Source organism: Bartonella tribocorum (assembly GCF_002777915.1).
Classification (GTDB): domain Bacteria; phylum Pseudomonadota; class Alphaproteobacteria; order Rhizobiales; family Rhizobiaceae; genus Bartonella; species Bartonella tribocorum_A.
Window position 1 is genome coordinate 1 of sequence record NZ_NJGE01000013.1, and the last position, 24,673, is coordinate 24,673.

22 protein-coding genes, 1 tRNA gene and 1 pseudogene are annotated in these 24,673 nt (G+C 37.0%); 8 read left to right on the top strand and 16 right to left on the bottom strand.

From position 1 onward, the window contains the following. From CER18_RS10475 to CER18_RS05835, 3 genes and pseudogenes are all read left to right on the top strand, one after another. A pseudogene (locus CER18_RS10475) lies at window positions 1–105 on the top strand (recombinase); the annotation flags it as partial. Window position 106: 1 nt separating this feature from the next. Further along, entirely contained in the window at window positions 107–730 is a 624-nt protein-coding gene (locus tag CER18_RS05830; protein ID WP_100129128.1) for a lambda exonuclease family protein, read from the top strand. Between the two features lie 76 nt (window positions 731–806). Then, entirely contained in the window at window positions 807–1,010 is a 204-nt protein-coding gene (locus tag CER18_RS05835) for a helix-turn-helix transcriptional regulator (protein ID WP_100129129.1), read from the top strand. A 98-nt stretch (window positions 1,011–1,108) separates the two neighbouring features. On the opposite strand, the gene CER18_RS05840 is transcribed toward CER18_RS05835, so the two are convergent. The 4 genes from CER18_RS05840 to CER18_RS05855 all read right to left on the bottom strand — a co-directional run bounded on the left by CER18_RS05840 (window position 1,109) and on the right by CER18_RS05855 (window position 4,381). Beyond that, window positions 1,109–1,184: transfer RNA gene (locus CER18_RS05840), tRNA-Thr, on the bottom strand. A 199-nt stretch (window positions 1,185–1,383) separates the two neighbouring features. After that, complete coding sequence (gene accC / locus CER18_RS05845; protein WP_100129130.1) at window positions 1,384–2,742, bottom strand: acetyl-CoA carboxylase biotin carboxylase subunit; 1,359 nt, start codon at window positions 2,740–2,742, stop codon at window positions 1,384–1,386. Between the two features lie 14 nt (window positions 2,743–2,756). After that, window positions 2,757–3,254, bottom strand: coding sequence for an acetyl-CoA carboxylase biotin carboxyl carrier protein (gene accB, locus CER18_RS05850; protein WP_100129131.1), 498 nt, complete (start codon window positions 3,252–3,254; stop codon window positions 2,757–2,759). Window positions 3,255–3,508: 254 nt separating this feature from the next. After that, window positions 3,509–4,381 (bottom strand): DsbA family protein, encoded by an 873-nt coding sequence (locus CER18_RS05855; RefSeq protein WP_100129132.1) that lies wholly within the window; start codon window positions 4,379–4,381, stop codon window positions 3,509–3,511. A gap of 326 nt (window positions 4,382–4,707) precedes the next feature. On the opposite strand from CER18_RS05855, the gene glpD reads away from it, so the two are divergent. From glpD to cobT, 3 genes are all read left to right on the top strand, one after another. Further along, window positions 4,708–6,237, top strand: a complete 1,530-nt coding sequence (gene glpD, locus CER18_RS05860) for a glycerol-3-phosphate dehydrogenase (protein WP_245410058.1) — start codon at window positions 4,708–4,710, stop codon at window positions 6,235–6,237. A gap of 667 nt (window positions 6,238–6,904) precedes the next feature. Then, entirely contained in the window at window positions 6,905–7,888 is a 984-nt protein-coding gene (dusA, locus tag CER18_RS05870; RefSeq protein ID WP_100129134.1) for a tRNA dihydrouridine(20/20a) synthase DusA, read from the top strand. Between the two features lie 353 nt (window positions 7,889–8,241). After that, window positions 8,242–9,249 carry a nicotinate-nucleotide--dimethylbenzimidazole phosphoribosyltransferase gene (cobT, locus tag CER18_RS05875; RefSeq protein ID WP_100129135.1) on the top strand — a complete coding sequence of 336 codons (1,008 nt, stop codon included), beginning with the start codon at window positions 8,242–8,244 and terminating at the stop codon, window positions 9,247–9,249. A 28-nt stretch (window positions 9,250–9,277) separates the two neighbouring features. On the opposite strand, the gene CER18_RS05880 is transcribed toward cobT, so the two are convergent. The 7 genes from CER18_RS05880 to topA all read right to left on the bottom strand — a co-directional run bounded on the left by CER18_RS05880 (window position 9,278) and on the right by topA (window position 17,921). Then, complete coding sequence (locus CER18_RS05880) at window positions 9,278–9,769, bottom strand: Lrp/AsnC family transcriptional regulator (RefSeq protein ID WP_100129136.1); 492 nt, start codon at window positions 9,767–9,769, stop codon at window positions 9,278–9,280. A gap of 21 nt (window positions 9,770–9,790) precedes the next feature. Then, on the bottom strand, window positions 9,791–10,420 hold the full coding sequence (locus CER18_RS05885; protein ID WP_100129137.1) for a uracil-DNA glycosylase family protein: 630 nt from the start codon (window positions 10,418–10,420) through the stop codon (window positions 9,791–9,793). A gap of 28 nt (window positions 10,421–10,448) precedes the next feature. Next, window positions 10,449–11,012: a thermonuclease family protein gene (locus CER18_RS05890; RefSeq protein ID WP_100129138.1), complete on the bottom strand. Its 564-nt coding sequence runs from the start codon at window positions 11,010–11,012 to the stop codon at window positions 10,449–10,451. Window positions 11,013–11,358: 346 nt separating this feature from the next. Beyond that, complete coding sequence (gene rpmG, locus CER18_RS05895) at window positions 11,359–11,526, bottom strand: 50S ribosomal protein L33 (RefSeq protein WP_004864083.1); 168 nt, start codon at window positions 11,524–11,526, stop codon at window positions 11,359–11,361. Window positions 11,527–11,629: 103 nt separating this feature from the next. Then, the gene (locus CER18_RS05900) at window positions 11,630–12,799 is read right to left on the bottom strand and encodes an MFS transporter (protein WP_100129139.1); all 1,170 of its coding nucleotides are present in this window, start codon (window positions 12,797–12,799) and stop codon (window positions 11,630–11,632) included. Window positions 12,800–13,073: 274 nt separating this feature from the next. Then, window positions 13,074–15,344 (bottom strand): ribonuclease R, encoded by a 2,271-nt coding sequence (gene rnr / locus CER18_RS05905; protein ID WP_100129140.1) that lies wholly within the window; start codon window positions 15,342–15,344, stop codon window positions 13,074–13,076. Between the two features lie 3 nt (window positions 15,345–15,347). Beyond that, window positions 15,348–17,921: a type I DNA topoisomerase gene (topA, locus tag CER18_RS05910; RefSeq protein ID WP_100129141.1), complete on the bottom strand. Its 2,574-nt coding sequence runs from the start codon at window positions 17,919–17,921 to the stop codon at window positions 15,348–15,350. Window positions 17,922–18,191: 270 nt separating this feature from the next. On the opposite strand from topA, the gene CER18_RS05915 reads away from it, so the two are divergent. Then, complete coding sequence (locus CER18_RS05915) at window positions 18,192–18,398, top strand: hypothetical protein (protein WP_005773510.1); 207 nt, start codon at window positions 18,192–18,194, stop codon at window positions 18,396–18,398. Here CER18_RS05915 and dprA read toward each other — a convergent pair. From dprA to CER18_RS05935, 4 genes are read right to left on the bottom strand one after another with little or no spacing between them, the layout of a single operon-like run. Beyond that, a complete protein-coding gene (dprA, locus tag CER18_RS05920; RefSeq protein WP_180299394.1) occupies window positions 18,328–19,542 on the bottom strand; it encodes a DNA-processing protein DprA in 1,215 nt (404 codons plus the stop codon). The genes CER18_RS05915 and dprA overlap by 71 nt on opposite strands. Continuing rightward, window positions 19,517–20,149 carry a glycerol-3-phosphate 1-O-acyltransferase PlsY gene (gene plsY / locus CER18_RS05925; RefSeq protein WP_100129143.1) on the bottom strand — a complete coding sequence of 211 codons (633 nt, stop codon included), beginning with the start codon at window positions 20,147–20,149 and terminating at the stop codon, window positions 19,517–19,519. Before plsY ends, dprA begins: the two co-directional genes overlap by 26 nt. Window positions 20,150–20,160: 11 nt before the next feature. Next, a complete protein-coding gene (locus CER18_RS05930; RefSeq protein WP_100129144.1) occupies window positions 20,161–21,462 on the bottom strand; it encodes a dihydroorotase in 1,302 nt (433 codons plus the stop codon). Continuing rightward, window positions 21,459–22,424 carry an aspartate carbamoyltransferase catalytic subunit gene (locus tag CER18_RS05935; RefSeq protein ID WP_100129145.1) on the bottom strand — a complete coding sequence of 322 codons (966 nt, stop codon included), beginning with the start codon at window positions 22,422–22,424 and terminating at the stop codon, window positions 21,459–21,461. The genes CER18_RS05930 and CER18_RS05935 overlap by 4 nt, the downstream gene beginning before the upstream one ends. A 125-nt stretch (window positions 22,425–22,549) precedes the next feature. Here CER18_RS05935 and CER18_RS05940 point away from each other — a divergent pair, with 125 nt between their 5' ends. Next, the gene (locus CER18_RS05940; protein ID WP_100129146.1) at window positions 22,550–24,169 is read left to right on the top strand and encodes an acyl-CoA dehydrogenase family protein; all 1,620 of its coding nucleotides are present in this window, start codon (window positions 22,550–22,552) and stop codon (window positions 24,167–24,169) included. Here the strand turns inward: CER18_RS05940 and ruvX are convergent. Beyond that, entirely contained in the window at window positions 24,154–24,633 is a 480-nt protein-coding gene (gene ruvX, locus CER18_RS05945) for a Holliday junction resolvase RuvX (protein ID WP_100129147.1), read from the bottom strand. The genes CER18_RS05940 and ruvX overlap by 16 nt on opposite strands. Window positions 24,634–24,673 lie beyond the last annotated feature (40 nt).

Below are 24,673 nucleotides of genomic sequence, written 5' to 3' on the forward strand. Positions count from 1 at the left end.
TCTCACCCTAAACAAGAGCAAATAAACGCGTCTATACAAGATGCCGAATATATTCATATCCAAGATATTGAATATGCACCAACTCAACAACAAACCGCGGTGTGAAATGGAACAAAGAACAGCACAATGGTTTCAAGCAAGGCTAGGAAAAGTCACCGCTTCAAATATTTACAACGTTATTAGTAAAACAGCCAAGGGAACTCCTACAAGCAAATATGAAGACTATAAAATTAAACTCATTACAGAGCGTTTAACAGAAGAAGTAAGCCAATTTTATACAACGCCTGCTATGCAATGGGGCATTGAACATGAAGAAGATGCCCTAAAAGAATATGCATTCATTTATGATACAGAGGTCACAGGGTGTGGTTTTATCCAACACCCCACAATCAAAATGGCTGGTGCTAGTCCTGATGGGTTTGTTGGTGATGACGGTTTAGTTGAAGTCAAATGCCCACAATCACCAAACCATTTACGCTTCTTTATAGATGACAATATAAAGCCTGAATATCGCGCGCAAATGCAATTCCAAATGGCTTGTACGGGACGAAAATGGTGTGATTTTATCAGTTATGACCCGCGTTTCACGAGGCAATCAACATACTTGCGCATGAAAATCAAACGCATTCACCGTGATGAAGAACACATTGAACAGATTAATCAAGCGGTCGAAGCTTTTTTAGCAGAAATAGAACAAGAGATGCAAAAGATTTTGACAAAAGCCGCTTAACTTTATGGGGGGGCTCTCCTCCCAGCACCCCCACCCATTTAAGTAATAAGTAATATAAAAATAGAAAGATAATGAGATGATATTTGATGATGGCGATAGATATGTAACAACCCGTGAATGTGCACAGCTTTTTAGTGTATCAACCACAACGATTCGCAATTGGGTGCTTCAAGGGGAGTTTCCTCAACCTTATAAACTAGGGAGAGCAGTAAGATGGAGAAAAAAAGAGATTCTAGCTTTTACTCCAAAGAAAAATACGGAACAAATAACAACAAATTAAGTAAAATTGTATAAACCACAAGAGGTGGTCTAAAAGGTGGTCTGAAAATTACTGTTTAAAGGAAAATCTATATATTTTAATACGTTAAGGACAAAAAATGGTGCCCCCAGAGAGACTCGAACTCCCGACCCCCTGATTACAAATCAGGTGCTCTACCAACTGAGCTATAAGGGCGCAACCACGTAGGAGTTAGCACAAACTCACAAAAAGGAAAACAGAAAATTATCAATTTTTGTACATATTAAAAGAAAATTATATAAAAAATAAAAATAATCAGCCTATTTCTTTTTTAGCACTTTTTACAGCAACTTTGAATTATCCTTATGTTGATATCTTATAGAATCTGATGATAACTGATATTTTCATTCTTGAATTAAGAATCTGAAGAAGTTGGTTGCTGAGAAAGATATTTCTCTAGCCAATGGATATTATAATTACCATCAGCAACATCTTGATTATTAATGAGATCGCGGAAGAGAGGTAATGTGGTTTTGATCCCATCAACGACAAATTCATCTAAAGCACGCCGTAAACGCATCATACATTCTAAACGGGTACGTCCATGAACAATCAGTTTTCCAATCATACTATCATAATAAGGAGGAATCCGATAACCTGAATAAGCACCTGAATCAACACGAATTCCTAACCCTCCAGGAGTATGAAAATGTGTAATGGTTCCCGGTGATGGCGTGAAGGTAAGAGGATCTTCAGCATTAATACGGCATTCAATGGCATGACCCGAAAAACAAACATCATCTTGTGTCACTGAAAGCTTACAGCCTGATGCAATATGAATTTGTTCATGAACTAAATCTATACCTGTAATTGCTTCAGTTACAGGATGCTCAACTTGTAAACGCGTATTCATTTCAATGAAATAAAATTCACCATTTTCATAAAGAAATTCAATGGTGCCAGCCCCACGGTATCCAAGCTGCGCACAGGCATCTGCAACAATACTACCAATTTTTTTCCGTTCAGTTTCATTAAGAGCAGGTGATGTAGCTTCTTCCCATACTTTTTGATGCCGTCGTTGAAGAGAACAATCGCGTTCTCCCAAATGAATAGCATTTCCCACACCATCACCTATGACTTGAATTTCAATATGACGGGGTTTTTCTAAATATTTTTCTATATAAACAGCATCATCACCGAAAGCTGCTTTTGCTTCTGAACGCGTTGTTTTAAGAGCTATAGAAAATTCCTGTTCTGAATGAACGACTTTCATACCACGTCCACCACCACCGGCAGATGCTTTGATAATAACGGGATAACCAATTTCACGAGCAGTGCGTAAAGCATCTGATTCTTCACTAACAGCTCCATCTGAACCAGGAACGACAGGAATACCAAGTTTTTTGGCAGTTTTTTTTGCCTCAATTTTATCACCCATGATTCGAATATGAGCGGCTGTTGGACCGATGAATGTAATATCATGGGCTTCTAAAACATCTGCAAACTTTGCATTTTCAGAAAGAAAGCCATAACCTGGATGAACTGCATCAGCTCCTGTAATTTCACAAGCAGCAATAATTTGCTGAATACTCAAATAAGAATCGCGAGCGGGAGGAGGGCCAATACAGACACTTTCATCAGCAAGACGAACATGCATTGCGTCTGCATCAGCTGTCGAATGAACAGCTACGGTTTTTATGCCAAGTTCTTTACATGCGCGTAAAACACGAAGAGCAATTTCTCCTCGATTGGCAATGAGGATTTTTCGAATCATAGTTGCCCCTCGCTTTATTCAACAATAATAAGTGGTTCACCAAACTCAACAGGTTGGCCATCTTTGACAAGAACAGTTGTTACTTTGCCTGAGCGCGGTGATGAAATTTGATTCATCGTTTTCATGGCTTCAATGATCAGTAATGTCTCTCCTTCAGAAACATTTTGCCCTACTTCTACAAATGGTTGCGCACCTGGTGAAGGAGCAAGATAAGCTGTTCCAACCATTGGAGAGGTTATTGTATTTTTTGATTTATCTTCTTGGAAAGGTTGTATGGGAGATTCGGTTGTTGGGATTGAAGATGTGACAGAAAAGCTAGGGGTAGCAACAGGTGAATAAATTGTTCGTTCGGAAGAAGTTGAGGTATTTTGGCGTGAAACACAAATACGAAGCTCTCCTTGTTCAACTTCAATATTCGTTAAATTTGTATCATTCAAAATTTCAGCAAGATCACGAATAATTTTCGTATCAATTGCGGTATATTTTGCCGAATCTATTTTTTTTGTTGCCATTTTATTTCTAACTCCTTGATCAATGAAGATCGTCATATTATCTCATTTTATGACTGAATATCTCTAGATTAGGGATGATATCTTTTAAGGCTTTAAAGATATTTATTTCCTTTAAGTCATTATACTTTGCAATTTTAAACTCGTATCTGCTTTACGTAAAATTGCACTTATAAGCCTGTTGTCAAAAAAGAGAAAGCATAAAATCACTTCATTTACAGTATTCTTCTAAAACGGATCAGGTATAGAATAGCTCTTCACTGTGTATTGTCTATCGCTTGTTTTAGCATATCTTGGCTGGCTGCACCGATGAGTATTGTATCACCGATAATATAAGAAGGTGTTCCCGTAATATGAAGTTTAGAGGCAATTTGAATATTTTTTTTAAAGGCGTTTTGCAGATCAGGATCTTTTATTGCGTTACGGAGTTTTTTTTCATCTACTCCTAATGAAACAGCTATTTTTATAGCTTTAGCTTCATTCATTCGCCCCTGATGCATTAAAAGAGCTTTGTGAAACTGTGGATATTTTTCTGGAAATTGTTTTCGAAATGCATAAGCAACAGTATGAACCGCTATAGAATCGGGTCCTAAAATTGGCAAATCCTTGATAATAACCTGTAAATCTGGGTATTCTTTTATCAAGTTTTCTATATCTGAATAGGAACTTTTACAATGCTGACAGTTGTAATCAAAAAAATCAACAAGGATTTTTTTACCATTGGGATTGCCTAAAACAGCGTCATGAGGAGAGTGAAAAATCTCCTTTTCTAATAAATGGATGACAGAGGTTTGTCTTTGTCTTTCGTATTCGTTTTGTTTTTCTAGTTTGTCTTGAAGGATAAGCTGCATTTCAATCATAATTTCTGGATGAGTAAGAAGATACTCTCTCACAATTTGTTGAATATGTTGCGAATCAATATGGGGTGTAACTTTTTCTTTAAGCTTAGATAAAAAATTAGAATCTTCCAGAAGTTGTATTTTTAAATTTTCTAAATTCAAATGGTTTACTGTTTTAGGGTGTGATGTTGCGTTTGATAAAGAAGGGAAAAAAAATAAAATGCTCAATGTAACAGGGACTAAAATTTTTGAAACAAGTGTTACTTTTGAGTTTTGAGGTTGGTGAGTCATCTGTATCCCTTCATATTTTCTATTGTGTTATTGAGTGAACTATATGAAAAGCGTTATCTATGTGCAATAAAGCATTAGCTATAGTGTGCATTCACGAATGAGCAAAAACATCAATTTTTCTCTAAAAAACTTTATATGATGCACATTTGCAAAGATTATGCCTCTGGAGGATAAAAAAATTCTTTTTAATTTGTCAAATGTTGTTTTGATAAAAGGGGGTCAAAAAGCTTTTTATGCCTATTGATTGTGGAGAAAAGCAGGTTGATAATACAATAAAGCGCACTTTTACTGTTGCTTTGTTGAGTCGTGTAAAACAAAATTAAATAATGAAAAGTAAAATTATGAAAACCACAACACATTATGAGCTGTTTATCATTGGGGGAGGAATAAATGGTTGTGGATTGGCAAGAGATGCAGCTGGACGCGGTTTTAAAGTGGGATTAGCTGAAATGAATGATCTTGCATCGGGAACATCAAGTACATCAACAAAGCTTATTCATGGTGGTCTTCGTTATCTTGAACACTATGAGTTCAAACTTGTTCGTGAAGCACTAAAAGAACGTGAAATCATTTTACGTATGGCTCCCCATATTGTACGTCCTTTGCGTTTTCTTCTTCCTTATCATAAGGAATTGCGTCCTGCTTGGATGTTGCGTTTTGGGCTTTTTATTTATGATTATTTAGGAAAATGGAATCAGAAATTATGGCGCAGTAAAACGATTAATTTTTCAAAAAAGTTCTGCTCTATATTAAAGAAAGAATATCAGAGAGGTTTTGAATATTCCGATGCAAGAGTAGATGATGCCCGTTTGGTTATTGCCAATGCGCGTGATGCAGAAAAGTGCGGAGCCGATATAAAAGTACGGACAAAAGTTCTCTCTTTAAAAAAAGAAGACGAAAAATGGCGTATTGTTTTACAAGACAAGTTAAATGGTAAAGAATACTGTGTTACAGCTTCTTATATTGCGAATATGACAGGCCCATGGATTGATCATGTTTTGACAAGCGTATTAGATTGTAAAGAACATCCACCAGTACGGCTTGTTAGAGGTTCTCATATTTTGGTTCCCAAGCTTTATACGCATGATCGTGCTTATATTTTTCAAAATGGCGATGGACGTATTATATTTGCGATTCCGTATCAAGAAGATTTTACCTTGCTTGGAACAACAGATTGTAATTATCGTGGCGATCCAGCTGACGTTCATATTACTGATACAGAGATTCGTTATATTTGCGCAGCAGCCAGTGAATATTTTATACAACCAGTGTCGCCTAAAACTGTTGTTTGGTCTTACTCTGGCGTTCGTCCACTCTATGATGATGGATCTTCAAAAGCACAAGAAATTACGCGCGATTATGTTTTAAAAGAAATGGGAACAGAAAATACACCAAAGATTCTTAATCTTTATGGTGGAAAAATTACAACTTATCGTAAATTAGCTGAAGATGCGATGAAATTTGTTGAGAAAGCGCTTGGTAAAAAGGGAGCATCATGGACGGCTAATGCAGTACTTCCAGGAGGTGATTTCCCTTATAACCAATTAAATACGATCGAAAATAGGATTGCTCTTTTGACGCCAGATTTAGATGCTTTTACACATCGCAGACTTGCACGTTCCTATGGTACGGAAGCATTGATGATATTTGCAAATGGTAAGGCCGATAGAGGAAAAGATTTTGGGCATGGGCTTTATGAAATAGAAGTAAAATGGTTGATGGAAAAGGAATGGGCTCAAACATGTGAAGATGTGTTATGGCGTCGTTCAAAACTTGGACTTTTCTTTAATGAGCAAGAGGTTGATACTCTTTCTTCCTATATGAAAAGCCAAAAAGAAATTGAAAAACATTTATAGTCGTTTAGCTTTACAGATTTTATCTGCGATGTTGTATATTTTTCTTTAGAAGATATCGATATAAGCCATACAGGTTAAAAAGACAGTGATTGTCTATAGTTTTAATTTAATTTTTTGCAACAATCATAAAGTAGCAAAATTGGGTGGAATATTTAGAATGAAATTTGCCTATCCTATGAAAGAAAAATCCAAGAAATATTACTACGAAAAACGCATTGAAAGAAGGTAATTTATAATCGGATCGTATGGAATAAGAAATCTTTGTTTTTATTAGAGGAGAAATAAAAGCACTTTTGTTTCACAATAAAGTGAAAAGGCTAAAGAAAATTAAGCCTACCATGAAAGGTTGTTAATGTTTTAGTTTATTATTTTAAACTTTGTGCTGAAATATATAACGATAGAAGATTAATGGGCTGTAACAAGAACTTTCAAATGTTTATTTATATTACAGAAAATGATTTCTTTTGTCATGTTTATATATCTGAGCATGACTCTATGAGAAGTATCGTTTAATATGGTTGATTATTATAATCCTTTATATAAATTGAATAAAGGGACTGTTATTATCTCATAATGGTCTCAGAGAATCAAACTTTTTATAAACTAAAGTTTAAGTATTTTTTTCTGTATAAAGAGAGAGCTATAGGGATATAAGAACAGTGCCCTTATGATATTTTATAATCTTCCATCGCCTGTAAAGTTTGCAGTAGCACCAATGTTGGACTGGACAGACCGGCATTGCAGATTTTTTTATCGCCTTTTAACAAAAAAAGCGCTCCTTTATACGGAAATGATGGTAGCAGATGCTATCATTTATGGTGTTCGCGAACAATTGTTGGCTTTTAACCATAAAGAATGTCCAGTTGCATTACAATTAGGGGGGGCAGATCCGAAAAAGTTGGCAGAGGCTGCACGGATTGTTGAAGATTTTGGTTATAACGAGATAAATCTCAATGTTGGTTGCCCATCAAATCGTGTTCAGGCAGGTGTATTTGGGGCTTGTTTGATGTTACATCCTGATATTGTAGCAAATGCTGTAGAGGCAATGAAACGAGTGGTTATGATACCTGTAACGGTCAAATGTCGAATTGGAGTAGATGAACAAGATGAAGAATTAGCGTTAGATCTTTTAGCGGATAAAGTTTGGGATGCAGGGTGTGATGCCCTTTGGGTCCATGCGCGCAAAGCGTGGTTAAAAGGATTAAGCCCGAAAGAAAATCGCAATATTCCGCCCCTTAATTATGAAAGAGTTTATAAATTAAAACGTAAATATCCTCATAAATTCATTGGGATAAATGGTGGAATTAAATCAATTGATGAAATCAAAGAACACTTGATTTTCTGTGATGCTGCCATGGTTGGTCGCCAAGTTTATCATGATCCAACTTTGTTAAAACATATCGATCTTGAACTCTATGGGGAGTCGCAGAATAATTTGAGTGAAAGTGATCTTATTGAAACCATGTGTGATTATGCGACGCGACATATTGCATCAGGAGGGCGGCTTTCTCATGTGACACGTCACATGATTGGTTTATTTCATGGGCGGAGTGGGGCACGTCGATGGCGGCAAATATTATCAAATGATGCAACAAAACCAAATGCGGATATATATATTTTAAAAGAAGCTTTTTCCGCTCTCATTGGATAACAGCTCAGCAATTAATATATGTTAAAGTTGATGTCCTTTGTGCTTTGTTTCTTTTGCAAGGATTTTAGGCACTTCGATTTTATAACTCTTTTGTTATAGTAATTTATTTAAGCGGCATGCTGATTGCGCTTATTAGATAGAAAATAGGTAAAGGATATCGTGTAAAGGCAATTATAAGATATTGATGATATTTAGAATCTTGCATGTTTATTGTAGAAAATAGAATATAAAAATCATCGCTTTTATAATATTTAATATTTTTAAAACACTGTCTAAAAAAGCAATAAATTATTCATACCCTATCTATATGACGTGATTTTCATTAAACATTGTAGATTTTAAAAGGTATCTTCATGACCGTTAGTCCATTTGATGATTTTCGTGCTTTGCTTACAAATTTACCTGTTGCTGATGAGTTTTCTATAATTTTGGCTAAAAAGCGGCAAGAAAACTTAACAAAAGCGCGAGGAGCATTAGGGAAACTGGGAGATATTGCTGTTTGGTATGCGGGGTGGAGAGGTACAGAAAAACCTATTGTAACGCGACCTTTGGTCGCTATCTTTTCTGGAAACCATGGTATCGTAGAAGAGAATGTTACGCCATTTCCACAATCTATGACACAAAAGATGGTAGAAAATTTTGCATCTGGTGGTGCCGCTATCAACCAAATTTGTATAGCTTATGATCTTGGATTAAAAATATTTGATTTAGCATTGGAATATCCAACAATGAATATTACAAAGGATGCCGCAATGGATGAGCGGAGTGCGGCTGCTACAATGGCATTTGGTATGGAATCTATTGCTGGTGGGACAGACCTTTTATGTATCGGTGAAATGGGGATTGGCAATACAACAATAGCTTCAGCTTTATGTTTAGCATTATTTGGAGGCGAAGTTGAAGAGTGGACAGGAAATGGTATGGAATCGGAAGGTGATTTTTATCAGCGTAAAATAGCAGCGATTAAGACAGCCGTTGCTTTACATAAGGAGCATTTTAATGATCCTTTTGAGATAATGCGTCGCTTAGGAGGACGTGAAATTGCTGCTATGGTCGGTGCTATTTTAGCTGCAAGAATGGAAAAAATACCCGTTATTTTAGATGGTTTTGTAGCAACAGCAGCAGCTGCTATCCTTTATAAAATGCATCCAAGAGCGCTTGAACATACCCTTGTTGGACATGCTTCTTCTGAGAAAGCTCATCGGAAGCTTTTAAGAAAAATTGGCAAAGAACCACTTCTGGATTTGGGAATGCGCCTTGGTGAAGGGACAGGAGCCGCTATGGCTGCTGGTATCGTCAAAGCTGCTGTTTTAACACATGCGCAAATGGCGGTTTGGGAACAAGAAAGTTTGAATACCTAAAGGATGATGAGAAGGATATACAAAACTCTTAAGAACTTTGTTCATTCGCCTTTTCGTGTAATTTAATATAATTAAGTGGAAGTTCTGTTGTATATTTAATTTGTTCCATTGCAAAAGAAGATGAAACATCACGGATGTCAATTTTAGAAATTAATTTTTTATAAAAAAGATCATAAGCTTCAATATCGGGAACAACGACACGCAATAAATAGTCGATATCTCCACTCATTCGATAAAATTCAATGACCTCACGGAATTCTTGCACAATTTTTGAAAAACGCTTAAACCATTCATGACTATGGGTGTTTGTTCGAATAGAAACAAAAACAGTAACGTGCGCATTTACTTTTTCTGGAGAAAGAACGGCAACGCGACGCTGAATAACGCCATCTTCTTCAAGTTTTTGAATTCTACGCCAGCAAGGGGTGGTCGAAAGTCCTATTTTTTTAGCAATATCAGCGACAGACAGTGTCGCATTTTCTTGAAGAAGATGTAAAATTTTTCGGTCAAGACGATCCATATTTTTTCTCAATATCTTAATTCATAAAAATTTACGCACTAAACGACGTAGATATACAATAAGCTCATCGTTAAACCATGGATTTTTCTGTAACCAAGAAGTATTTCGCCATGATGGATGAGGCAAAGGCATAACATTATAGCCTCGAGGTTGGGAAATGGAAAGGATATTTCTCCAATCACGAACGGTTGCTGAAACAGTTTTATGTTTTAATTCTGTAATATGCCACTTTTGCGCATAACTACCAATAGCAAGAACAAGCTTTATTTGAGGCATGGCTTGAAATATTTTTTCGTGCCATATTTCTCTACATTCACGTCTTGGTGGTAAATCAGCTTTATTTTTGTCATAACCTGGAAAACAAAATCCCATAGGAACAAATGCAAAAAGAGATCGATTATAAAATTCTTCTTTTGTTACATTAAGCCAATCACGTAATCTTTCGCCAGAGCGATCATTAAAAGGGATAGATGTTTCATGGACACGCAATCCTGGTGCTTGTCCTGCGATTGCAATCGAAGCCGTATCAGATAAATAAATGACAGGATTTGGATCATGAGGAAGAGGAGGAAAATAATGTGGTTGTTGGATACAAACCCGACAGGAATAGATTTTTTTTTCAAGTTTGATAATATGATTACGTTGTTTCATTGATCAATAAAATTTGAAAATATTTTTCTTATTCTGTGCGAGGATTTGCTTTGCGCCATTCTTTTGGTCGTTGAAAACTTGATGCCCATATTCCCTTTTTTTTTCTTCGGGCTTCTTTCTCTTCTTTGGGGTATTCATAATAGCTTACAGCCCAACCATTTTGTACAAGTGTTGCGTTGATATTGCTAATTTGTTTTGTTTGACATGTTGCAAGGATACGGCGATATTTATCTGTTTTATACCAATAGCATGTGACAGTTTGATTTTCGAGTAGTTGTTCTAAAAATCTTTTTGCCTCAAGTCCACAAGGGTATCGTGCATCTTTTTTTCCACAAAATTGATGGAGTTCAGGAGCATCAATTCCAACCAGTCGAATCTTAATGGAAGAAATCGTGATGGAATCGCCATCAGTGATTGATGCCTTTCCTTCAACAGAATTTTGAAAAGAAAATTTTTCTTTTTGAGGCAACGGTTGAGTCTGATTAAAATAAGTTGCCATAATGATAAGAATGCTAGCAGTGATAATAAAAAGACTAAAACCGATATTTTTTTTAAAGCTTCTTCGATGAAAATGAGAAAGAAATTTTTTCATGAAATAAAGAAACTGCTACTATCGTTCATTATAACGCATTCTGTTGAGTATCGCTTATAACTCTTTCAAAAATTTCATTCACATGACGAAATAACATTCCGTTTTAATGATAAAACTTTTATCAGATATCACAACAATCAAATGCCCATGCAGTATAATATGTAAGCAACTTAAAAAATAAATCAACTCAAGCCAAATCTGTATAGAACATCCAAATTTAAAGTTGCACAAACTTTAAAGTAAATTTTTTAAGATACAAAAAAACACTCTCCAAAAAATAACTTTGAAGAGCAATAAGGCCACATTTCTTTTGGAGTATAAAACCTATCAAGAATGATTGGCTTACTTATTTAATTTTTGTTTCTTTAAATTCAACGTGTTTTTTTACAACTGGATCATATTTACGTTTGCTCATTTTATCTGTCATTGTACGGCTGTTTTTCTTTGTTACATAGAAAAAGCCAGTATCTGCAGTTGATAAAAGCTTAATCTTAATGGTTGCTGCTTTCGCCATAATGTAAAAATCCTATTTATACTGAAAAAAATATTATCGCTGTCAAAATTTATTTCCGACATCATCAGATTTTCCCGCAACACTACGGATGTTCTCAAAAAAGTCAAGAGCTGATTAATTTTCTCATAAGTTGGACAAACACTAAAATGACATATAAACCGAAAAAAACAGCCATAGCGATTGAAAAACCAAAGGGGTTAAAAATATCCATTGATTTTCCAATAAAGGTTGGTCCAATGAGCATACCAATTCCATAATAAAAAATAAATGCAGAATTAGCAGCAGCAAGTTCTTGACCTTTAAGACGTGCCCCTAAATGTGCAAGACTAATTGTATAAAGGCTCGCTGATACCCCCCCCAGAAGAAACAGATCAAACATCAAAATCCATGGATATTGAATAATCCATGGTACTATAAAAGTTCCGACAAAACCTAAGATAGCGCAACCTATTAGCGGATAACGTCGATCTTTGGAATAGTCGCTTATCATGCTGATAGGAATTAAGAGGAAAATATTCCCAAGTGCAAGGGTTGCCATAAAGTGTGCTGCTTCATTCTCATTATACCCAATGGATAAACTAAAAGGTATCATAAGAGTTAATACGCCCATTTGAATGGCTCCATAAACAAGGACTGCCATCATTGCGCTTGGAACGTGAAAAAGATAACGAAAAAATGGTGTATATTGGTTTTTTTGAAATTCTGGACTTAATTTCCAAGCTGCAAGAATTGGTATAGTAGCAAGTATAATAAGGCTATAGCCAACGCCAAAAGGAATAAATCCTTGTGTGCCCACTTTTGCTAGCAGCGCTAGACCTATCACAAACCCTAATCCTAAGACAATAGCATAAATAGAAAGAACTAAACCGCGTTTTTTGGGGGGAGCATAACTGTTGATCCAAAACTCTGACAGGATAAACATAACTGTCACGGTGAAATGTAATATAAACTTTAAGATAAACCAAACCCATATGGGATCAAAAAAATAGAATCCTAAAAAACTTAAAGATCCTATCGCCATCATAAATAATATTGTTTGAGTGATGCCTAAGCATAAGGCAATTCGAGACGTAAAAATAGCTGCAATAATTGTGGCGATTCCACCAACTGTTCCACTATAGCCGATCATACTATTAGAAAGTCCTTTCTCAGCCATAAGAAGAGAGACAAGTTGTGTTCCCATTGCCAATGCTGTTCCAACAGTGCCAATGGTTGCAATAGCGGCAATAATTGCACGCAAAGAATTATTTTGGGAATCAATTTTTTTTTTCATGAGAGTGGTATAAGGTACTTTTGTTTATTCAAATAACGAAAAGATGATCCGAAATGAAAGAAAGATCAAACCATTTTTTTCAGTTTCTTTCATTTCATTGAGTATAAAAAACTCTGCAGGACTTTTCATATAAAGTAAAATATATTTTATTATATGATAAAGAAATAATATTGTATACATAAAATAATATATATACTCTATATTATAGATAATTTCGTAGTTTAACTCGCTGTTATCTTATTTATTATTAAATATTGAAGAGTAAATAAAAAGTTTAATATTTTCTTCTTCCATAAAAACTACGCTTTTGTTTTTTTAATTTGTTTTTATGGTAAGATATCGATGAAAATTGGATTGGACGAGGCTCTGTTAAGAGATCAAAGCTTAAAGCACCAGCAAAAGGTTGTACAGTTATAAGTTTTACTTCTACAATATCACTGAGCTGGTAGCCTTTATGGCTATGTTGTCCTACAAGAACATGTCGCGCTTCATCAAAGTGGTAATAATCATTTTTAAGTGTAGAAATAGGGACAAAACCATCTGTATTGAGTTTATCAAGAGAGATAAAAAGACCCGCTTTTGTGACTCCAGAAATGCGCCCTGTAAAAACACGGCCAATTTTATTCGTTAAATAGTGAGCAACAAGCCTATCAATCGTTTCTCTTTCAGCGACCATTGCACGACGCTCATATAAAGAAATTTGCGTAGCAATTTCTGCAAGGTTTTGTTCTTGCGTGTCAGTTAATTGATCATTTCCTAGTTTAAGCACTTTAATGAGTGCTCGATGAATAATGAGATCAGCATAACGGCGAATTGGCGATGTAAAATGTGTATAGTTCTGCAAATTCAAACCAAAATGGCCACTATTTTTAGGATTGTATTCTGCTTGTGATTGTGAACGCAAAATAACTTGATTGACCAGTTCTTGTTGTTGAGTACGAGCAACCTTTTCTAAAATTCTATTAAGACGTGCTGATGTTAATTCAGCACTTTTGGAGAGCGGTATCCCTAAACTTTGAAGGAAATTTCGCAATATTTCTTGTTTGGCAAGAGAGGGTTTGTCATGAACACGATAGATGAGGGGTTGATGATGTTTTTTTAATGTTTCACAGGCCGCAATATTGGCTTGTATCATAAATTCTTCAATCAAACGATGGGCTTCTAAATGTTCTTCACTCACAACATCTTGGATGCATCCATTTTTATCAAGAATAATCTTTTTTTCTGCTATTTCTAATTCGAGTGGTTGTCGACGATCCCGAGCTGCTTTAAGGCATGCATAGGCTTCCCATAAGGGGTGCAAAATATTTTCAAGCAGGGGCGCACTTTTTTTATGGATATGTCCCTTTTTTGCCAATTGTGCTTCTTGATAGGAGAGTTTAGCTCTTACACGCATCATAATACGATGAAAACTATGTTGTTGTTTATTACCGTTTGCATCAAAAATCATACGAACAGCTAGAGCTGGTCTTTCTTTTCCTTCACGCAGAGAACACAAATCATGAGAAAGGCGTTCAGGCAGCATTGGCACAACGGTGTCAGGAAAATAAATAGAATTTCCGCGTTTTAATGCTTCTTTATCTAAAGCACTTCCTGTTTGAATATAGTAAGAGACATCTGCAATGGCCACAATAATAATCCAACCACCATTATTTGTAGGGTCATTATCCTTGCTTGCGTAAACTGCATCATCATGGTCTTTGGCATCTGGTGGATCAATCGTAATAAATGGTAATTGTCGCCAGTCTTCGCGATTATCCATATTGGCAGTTTTGATATGTTTAACTTGCTCAAGAACGTTTTCAGGAAAAATATAAGGAATTCCTTTTGAAAGAAGAGCAATCATTGAAAGTGTTTTCTCACTCTTAATATGCCCTAAAACATTTTTTATTTGCGCACTTTTTAGTCCATATCCAGTATTTTTTTTTATTTCAACTTCAACGAGATCACCCGTTTCGATCTTCATTTCTGGAGACATTTCAACGATGAGCTCATTGGTTTTGCGGTCTATAGGATCGAGGCGCCATTGATTATTTTCTAACTTTCGTACAACACCAAATGTGCTCTTTGGGGATAGTTCAATTTTACGAATAATTCGCCCCGTATAAGGGGAATTTTGAGAATTTTTATTTCGAAAAACTTTTACAAGAACATGATCTCCAACACCAATACTCCCTCCCTTTATGTGACGAAAAGAGTGAATTTCAATATTGGGTTTTGGCGTTTCTTCCCATTCAAGAGGTTGTGCAATAAAACTGCCATCGTTATCACGTCCACTAATTTTTACTAAAGCAACAGGAGGCAACTTTCCTTTGTTTATTCGCTTTTTATGCTGTTTAGATATAAGATTTTGATCTTTTAACGCACATAATATATCTCTAAGCCAGATACGAGAATCACCTTTTAAGTTAAAAGCTTTAGCGATTTCTCGTTTACTTGACCGATCAGGGTTCTCATTGATAAAGGAAAGAATGTCTTCCTTATTGGGCAATTTTTCTCCCTTGAATGAGGAGAGATATTTTACATTTTTTTCACCTTTAGCCAAAATTTATGTCTCTTTTGTTTTTGCTTTTGTTTTGGAAGAAGCTCTTTTTGAAGTCGTCTTTTTACTCGATGCTTTAGCCGATATAAGTTCTAATGCCTCTAGAAGTGTTACACTAATGGGATCTTTATCTTTTGGCAATGTTGCATTAATTTTACCCCAATTGACATAAGGACCATAACGCCCATTGCGCACAGTGACAGTTCCTCCTTCTGGATGCTCCCCTAATGTCGCCAATGCTGCAGATGTTGTTCTGCTTTGCTTGGTTTTATTTTCTTGTTGTTCTGCCAATACTGTAACAGCACGATTGATACCAATATCAAAAACTTCATCCGAATGAAGAAGGCGCGCCGATTTTCCATTATGACTAAGGTAGGGACCATATCGTCCAATTGTTGCTGTGATCATTTTGCCAGTTTCAGGATGGATTCCAATTTCACGGGGAAGGGATAGTAAAGCCAAGGCTTTTTCAAGGGTTATATTTTCTGCTTGCCATTCTTTTGGTAGTCCTGCACGTTTGGCTTCTTTACTTTCACCTCGTTGAACATAGGGACCAAAACGACCATTGCGAAGAGAGATATCTTTTTCTGTTTCAGGATCAATCCCAAGCATAACAGGTTCGTCATTGCTTACAGTTTTATTTTCTTCTTCTGTCTCTGTACCAAGTTGGCGTGTGTATTTACATTCAGGATAATTGGAACAACCAACAAAAGCACCATAACGACCAAGTTTTAATGATAATTGACCATTTTTACAGAGAGGACAGGAACGTACATCACTTCCATCTTCGCGTTCAGGAAAGGCAAGAGGCGCTAATGTTACATTTAAAACATCAAGAACATTGGCGATACGGAGTTCTTGGATATTGCTAATCGATGCATTAAATCCATCCCAAAAATCGCGTAATACGTCTTTCCAAGAAAGTTTGCCATCAGAGATAAGATCCAGCTTTTCTTCAAGATCTGCTGTGAAACCATATTCTACATAGCGATTAAAGAAATTTTCAAGAAAAGCTGTAACAATACGCCCCTTAGCATCAGGAATAAGTTTGCGCTTATCAATGATAATATATCCACGATCACACAATGTTGCCAATGTAGAGGCATAAGTTGAAGGACGACCAATTCCTAATTCTTCAAGCTTTTTAATTAATGAGGCTTCAGAATAACGAGAAGGAGGCTCTGTGGTATGTTGTAGAGATTCAACTTTTTCTTTTGTAAGTGCTTCGCCCGTGTTTATTTGTGGTAAACGTGTCGTTTCATTTTCTTCATTATTTTCTTCGTCTCGTTGATCCGTATAGACGGAAATAAATCCGTCAAAACGAACAACAGATCCTGTTGCTCGAAGATTTGCACGGTTGTCTCCTTGCTGGGCTTCAATTTCAACGGTTGTACGTTCAATCTCAGCAGAACACATTTGGCTGGCAATAGCGCGCTTCCATATCAGTTCATAGAGCTTTGCCTGATCATTGTCGAGAAAATCTCGTATTTGGTTGGGGGAGCGTTGAAAATCTGTTGGGCGGATTGCTTCATGCGCTTCCTGGGCATTTTTTGCCTTTGTTGAATAAAAACGCGGTTTTTCAGGAATATAGTCCTTTCCAAAAGATTCATGAATGACTTTTCTTGCAGAATCAATGGCTTCTGGCGCTATTTGTACACCATCGGTACGCATATAAGTAATAAGTCCTGCCATTTCACCGTTAATTTCAATCCCTTCATAAAGCTTTTGGGCAATTTGCATCGTGCGAGAAGCTGAAAAGCCTAATTTTGAAGAAGCAGCTTGTTGAAGTGTAGAGGTTGTAAACGGAGGAAAAGGATTTCTTTTTGTAGGTTTTGCTTCAACACTGAGTGTATGATATTGAGCCTTCTCCAACATGAGGCGAATTTGATCTGCTTGTTCTTGAGATTGAATATCAAGTTTGCCAATCTTCCTTTGATTAAACATTGTCAATCTTGCTTGGAAATGATCATTTCTGATGGTTTTTAACTGTGTTGTAATGGACCAATAATCTTCTTTGATAAAACGTTCTATTTCTGATTCACGGTCACAAATAATACGCAAAGCAACTGACTGCACACGCCCAGCCGAGCGTGCACCAGGGAGTTTACGCCATAAAACAGGTGAAAGTGTAAAACCAACGAGGTAATCAAGGGCACGACGTGCAAGATAAGCATCAACAAGTGATGTATCAATATCACGTGGATTGTTCATGGCATCAAGCACAGATTTTTTAGTGATGGCATTGAAGACAACTCTTTTAATAGGTTTATCTTTTAAAACTTTTTTTTGACGAAGAACATCCAGAATATGCCATGAAATAGCTTCTCCTTCGCGATCAGGGTCTGTCGCTAAGATAAGGCTATCGGCTTCTTTAACGGCTTTTGCTATTTCATTTAAACGTTTAGCAGCCGCAGAATCCATATCCCATTTCATCGAAAAATCTTGATCCGGTAAAACGGAACCATCTTTTGCAGGTAAATCACGAACATGTCCAAATGATGCGACAACTTTGTATTGAGACCCAAGATATTTATTAATTGTTTTTGCTTTTGCTGGAGATTCAACGATAACGATATTCATAATTTTACCCGAATATTGAAATAAAAAACTTTTTTATAAACGCCTTTCACACGAATAGCTAATAGCAATTGCTTAAGAACATATAAAAAAAATATTAGCCATATAAAAAACATGAATGTTGTACAACTTGTGATTGTTATTATTAAAACGCACCCTATATAGAATTACACGATTTATTTTCCACTGTTATTACAAAAATGTACGGCGAAATACTAAGATAACGTCTATTGAGAGGTAGCTAGGAGGGGAAATGCTCAAGGATAGAGGATTATGTTTATAAATCATTTGAAAGTTATCCAATATATTACAGACATGTCAAAGCAGATGAATCAGATGGCGCGTCAGGCGCATAGTCCGCTTTTAGCATTGCTTTTGGATATGGTTGCCAAAGAAGGACAAAGCATTATTAATAGTGCAGAGGCTCTTGGGGAAGATCAAGATTCGACAATGACACACAACCACCAGAGTGTCGAATAAGCTTTCCAGCAAGCTCTAGTTCCACCAACAAGAGGTAGAGAGTTGGGAGTGAAACACCTGAGTGGGTACTGAGTGTGTCTAAGTCGATTGGCGTTGTTGAAAGAGCAGAAAGGACTGCTGCGCGTGCTGCATCATCACTTGTTAAAGAGGGATGAGAATTTTTTTCGGAGGCTGAATTAAAATTCTCCTTTTCAATTTTAAAAGAGGATGGTTCCTCAAAAAAATTGAGTTGGGAATTTGGAAGCGGTGAAATTAATGGCGTAAGTGTTTCTATGATGTCAGAAGGATGTGTGGTGAGAAGAGCTCCGTCCTTAATAAGGTTGTTTGTGCCAACAGATCTTGGATCAAGTGGGGAACCGGGAATAGCAAAAATTAACCGTCCCATTTCAGCTGCTTGACGTGCGGTAATTAAGGATCCTGAGCGCAAAGCTGCTTCCACAACCAAAAGACCAAGTGATAGAGCAGCAATAATACGGTTTCTCCTTGGAAAATCGATAGCACGTGGCTTCCAAGAGATAGGCATTTCGCTGATGATGGCTCCGCCATTAGCGATAATATCTTCATGCAGCTTTTTATTTTCAGGCGGATAGATATGATCAATTCCCCCTGCCATAACTGCAACTGTTCCTGTTTTTAAACTTGCTTGATGCGCAACGCTATCAATTCCACGAGCGAGACCAGAAATTGTTACAAAATCTGCTTTTCCCAGAAAATGTGCAAATTGAGCTGTAAGCTTTTTTCCAGCTGCTGAAGCATTTCGAGAGCCTATAATTCCAACCGAAGTTCTTTGAAAAATTGAAACATTACCTTTGATAGCAATAAGCGGGGGAGGGGAATCTGTAACCTTAAGAAAAGCTGGATAATCTGGTTCTCCCATACCGATAAACCGAACACCTGATCTTTCAGCTTCTTGTATTTCTTTTTCTGCATCTTCTAAGCTTGCTATTTTAAGTGATGCAGTCCCCTCTCCTTTTCTATTAAGCTCTGGCAATGCTGCTAGAGCATTTTCAGCTGTTTTATAATAATCAATAAGATTGCGAAAGCTAACAGCTCCAATATTTTCACTGCGCAATAACCGTAACCAGTTTAGACGTTGATGATCAGTAAGCAGGATTCCTTTATTTATTTCTGTTTTGTGTCCCAATCTTATTTTCTTCCCCAATGAGTAATCTACTGATATTTGCAGAATGTTTTATGAACACAAATAGGCTCATCGCGATCAGCATACAACAGAAATAAGTATCGGAAAAATAAAAAACAAATATCGGCGTGATCGTAACTGCAACAAGCGCAGATAACGAAGAATAATGCATGAGAAGAAAAATTGCACTCCATACAATAATAAAAATAATTGCTGCGGGCCAATAGACACCTAAGCAAACCCCTAGATAGGTAGCAACACCTTTGCCACCTTTAAATTTAAGCCATACGGGAAAAAGATGTCCTAAGAAAGCAAAAAAACCCGCTAGAGAAATAAGGATACTATTGTTGAGCGGATCACTAAAGAATTTTATAATGAAGACAACAATAGCTCCTTTCAACATATCACAAAGAAGTGTTAGAGCAGCAACTTTTTTATTTCCTGTTCGTAAAACATTTGTTGCTCCAATATTGCCGGAACCGATTGTTCTTATGTCGCCAAGTTTGGCCAATCTCGTCAATAGAAGACCAAATGGGATCGAGCCAATGAGATAAGATACGAGAAAAATAAACCATGGAGTGAATTGGAAAAATATTTTTACTTCATTCATTAAGAATCTCATTAAGTTTGTTGATCTAATTTAAAAATGGATTTCCCTTTCACAAAGGTCTGGAGCACACGTCCTTGAAAACGTGCATTCTCAAAAGGGGTATTTTTTGAACGTGAATAGAGCTTATCTGTCGACACAACCCATGGCTCTTCAAGATCAACCACAATAAGGTCTGCATAAGCACCTTTCTTTAGTGTTCCTGCATCGATTCCAAAGAGCTTTGCAGGCGCTGTTGACAAAAGTTCAGTTATCCGTAGAAGAGATAGGCTTTCATCATGATAAAGACGCAAAGCCGCACTTAATAAGGTTTCCATACCAATAGCGCCAGCTGCTGCGTCATTGAATGGTAAATGTTTTGTGTCAATACCCTGAGGATCATGGGAAGAGACAATGACATCTATCGTCCCGTCTTTTATTGCTTCAATCAGTGCGATACGGTCTTCTTCTGTACGCAATGGGGGCGTGAGGCGGAAAGAAGTTTGATATTCACCAATATCATTTTCGTTGAGAGATAAATGATTGATCGAGACACCGGCTGAAATTTTCTCACTGCGTTTCTTGCCTAAGCGAAGCGCATCAGCAGAGAGTGCTGTTGATATCTGGGCGGCATGATAGCGTGTTTGCGTTAATGCTGCTAAGCGCAGATCCCTTTCAAGGGGGATAACTTCTGCTTCGCGGGGGATGCCAGAAAGACCAAGCCAACTGGCGAGCAGTCCTTCATTCATTACGCCTTGTCCTGTAAGATCTTTATCTTGCGTTTCGTGTATCAATGGAACATCAAAATCGCCTGCATAAGTCATTGCACGTCGCATAACAGATGAATTTTGAAGTGTTTTTTTTCCTTCACTAAAAGCAACGGCTCCTGCATCCTTGAGCAAACCAAATTCGGTTATTTCTTGTCCGTTGAAACCTTGTGTGATTGCCGCAACGGGATAAATACTGACCGATGACATTTCCCCTGCTGTACGCTTAATAAATTGAACGAGGGCAATATTATCAATAACTAGGTGGGTGTCTGGCATCATAAGAAAGGAAGTAATACCACCTGCTGCGGCTGCTTGACTTGCAGATGCAATTGTTTCACGATTTTCATTTCCTAGTTCCCCAACAAAAACACGTGCATCAACAAGACCAGGGAGAATTGCTTTGTTTTGTGCATTAATAACTTCTGCGCCTTCAGGAATCCCCTGATTTAGAGCTTCTTTTCCAGCGGCTATAATCCGCCCATTTTCAACAATAACTGTACCGATTTCATCGATCGCGCGTGAAGGATCAATAATACGAGCCTTTTGAAAAACAAGTGGTTTTATCATTTTTTTTCTCCATTGATCTTCAAACGTGAATCTAATAAAGCCTCCATGACCGCCATACGCACTGCAATTCCCATTTCTACTTGTGTATGAATCATACTTTGTGGTCCATCGGCTATATCAGATGCAATTTCCACACCACGGTTTATGGGACCAGGATGCAAAATAATGCAATCATTTTTGGCATAGGCTAAATTTTTTTTATGTAAGCCAAAATAGTGAAAATATTCACGCGTGGAGGGGATAAAAGAGCCTGTCATCCGCTCATGTTGTAAGCGTAGCATCATGATAACGTCAGCACCTTTAAGGCCTTCTTTCATGGTGTTAAAAACCTCAACACTCATATGATTAATTTTACTGGGTAAGAGCGTTGAAGGGGCAACAGCACGAACGCGAGCCCCCAAAGCATTAAGACTAAGGATATTCGAACGTGCAACACGTGAGTGCAAGATATCTCCGCAAATGGCAACAGTTAATCCTTCAATACGACCTTTTGCTCTTTTAATGGTGAGAGCATCTAATAAAGCTTGGGTTGGGTGTTCATGAGCACCATCACCTGCATTAATGACACAACAATCAACTTTTTGCGCTAATAAAGCTGCTGCTCCCGCACTGCTATGACGAAAAACCAGTATATCTGGTTTCATTGCATTAAGCGTTGCAGCTGTATCAAGTAATGTTTCCCCTTTTTTTACAGATGAGTTGCCGATCGCGATACTTATCACGTCTGCTCCCAACCTTTTACCGGCTAATTCAAAAGAAGATTGTGTTCGTGTCGAGGCTTCAAAAAAGAGATTAATTTGAGTTCGTCCGCGCAAAATAGATTTTGTTTTATCAATTTTGTTAGAAAGGATAACGTTTGCTTCTGCACGATCAAGCAATGTATTAAGGTCTTGTACACTCAGATCTTTAATAGCTAAAAGATGTTCATGAGGGAAAAGTGGAAAAAATTTATCTTGAATCATAGCATTCTTCTTTATCTCTCTCTAAACAGGTTAAACAAGCATTTGTTTGAATATGATAAATGTTTCTTAACTCTAAAAAGACAAATAGTCTATGATATGAATGATATGAATATAGGAATAGACCTATGAGTGCTGTCTCTGCGCAAAATGCTCGTCGAAAAAATACATTTCTTAGTGATACGCTTATGTTTCGTATGGCCTCTACTTTGCCTAAGTCTTTATTAGCAAGCTTTGAAGAAATAGGGGATTTTGCTGCGAGTCAAAAAGCATGGAATCTTTCTTGCTCAGCGAATCATTATAAGCCTTTACTGCGTTATAACGATGAATGGGGAAAGCAGGCAGAAAAATTAGAAATACATTCTTCCTATCAAGACCTTCAGCAATATTCTAGACAAGCGGGGCTGGTTACCTCGCTTTGGGAAAATACGAGCTCAGAAAATGGGGTACGTTATCAAGCGCGTGCGATTCGTTTGGCTTTATCTGCTGGTTTAGAAACAGGGCATTTGAATGAGGTTACTATAACCAGTGCAGCGATTGCTGTCTTAATTAGTGATAGTGAGCTTTTTAAAAAATGGCAAAATGTGCTTTTGTCACGCCAATATGATTCTTCATCAAAGCCTATTCATCATAAAAAATCTGCGTCTCTGACGTGTGCTTTTGATGACATTGAACAATACGCTTTCAATTTTCCAAGTGTTAAGAAAATTTCTTTCGATGAAAATATGGAACGAGATCTGTATCGTTTAAATGTTGTAAAAACCAATGTTATTAATCCTACAGCTGATGGATATCTCGTTAGTGCAGATTTAAATGGTCACTTAAGTTGCTTTTTTGTTCCACGCATACAGGAAAATGGTGCATTAAATGGATTGATATCGATTCGTCATTTAATTCAGCGTTCTGGAGAACTTTTAACACCAGAGGGGATTGTTGATTTTCAAGGCAGTTATGGCTGGCTTTTAGGAAATGCTGGAGAAGGTCTTAAAGTTATTAAAGATATTGAGACGATGATGCGTTTTGATCAATCTGTCATATCGGCAGGTGTTTTGCGAGCTGCTCTACAATTTGGTATAGATTTTTTCCGGAAAAAAATGCCAAATCAGCCTTTGCCACCCCTGACAGAACGGATTTTTGCAGATATTGCCTTAGATATTGCTGCTTCACAAGCATTGGTTTTGCGTTTAGCAAGAGCGTTTGACAATGCAGCAAATGACCGTTCTGAAGCAGCTTTTGCGCGCATTATGACACCTATTATTACTTATCACGTCAGTCAATTGGTTCTGCCTATTATTGGCGAAATTATTGCACAAGTTGGTATTGAAAGTTTTATAGAGAATAATCCATTATCACAAATGTTGCATAATGGGCCTGCACGAATTGTGAGAAATGGTTCTGCTAATCAATTGGTAAAGGATGCCATTCTTATTGCTGAAAAAGCTCCAGGATTATTTCAGAAATTATTAGAAAAAATTGCTCTTGATATTGGCCCAGCAGGACCAAGAGCCATTGAAATTATTAAGTCTGCTGGTGATATGGCCACGGCAAATGAAGGTGCAGGAAGATTTTTTGTTGAACAAGTAGCCTATGCAGCTGCTGCTGCGTCATTACGTTCTACGGATATAGAACATGTTGCAAATGCCTATATGGAAAGCCGTCTTGGTGGACAATGGAGATCTTCCTACGGGATGCTCATTGCTCGTTATAATGCAGGGCATTTGCTTAATGTCCTCTATCCTTCCATATGATGAAAGTTTTGAATTCTATTGAGAGCACCTTGCAATATAAAAGCGGCGGCTGCCGAATCAATTCTGCTTGCTCTTTTAGTCCGTGATACATTCATTTCTAAAAGAGAACGCTCTGCGGCAATTGTTGATAGGCGTTCATCCCAAAAAACAAAAGGAATTTTTGTATAAGCTTTCATATTGCTCACAAAAGCTCTGGTTGCTTGAACACGAGAGCCGCTACTTCCATTCATATTAAGAGGTAAGCCAATGACAATAACGCCTACATTTTCATGATCAAAAATTTTAATAAGTGTGTTGGCATCTTCTGTAAATTTTTTTCGTTGGAGCACAGGGCGTGGATTTGAAACAGTCAGCCCCATATCAGAAATCGCAATTCCGATCGTTTTTGTCCCTAAATCTAAGCCTGCTATTGTTTGTCCAGGCAAAAGATGTGTCATAATTTCATTTATATTAATAACAGCCATAGGGATTATAATACGTTTTTTAATATTTCAGATCTATAAT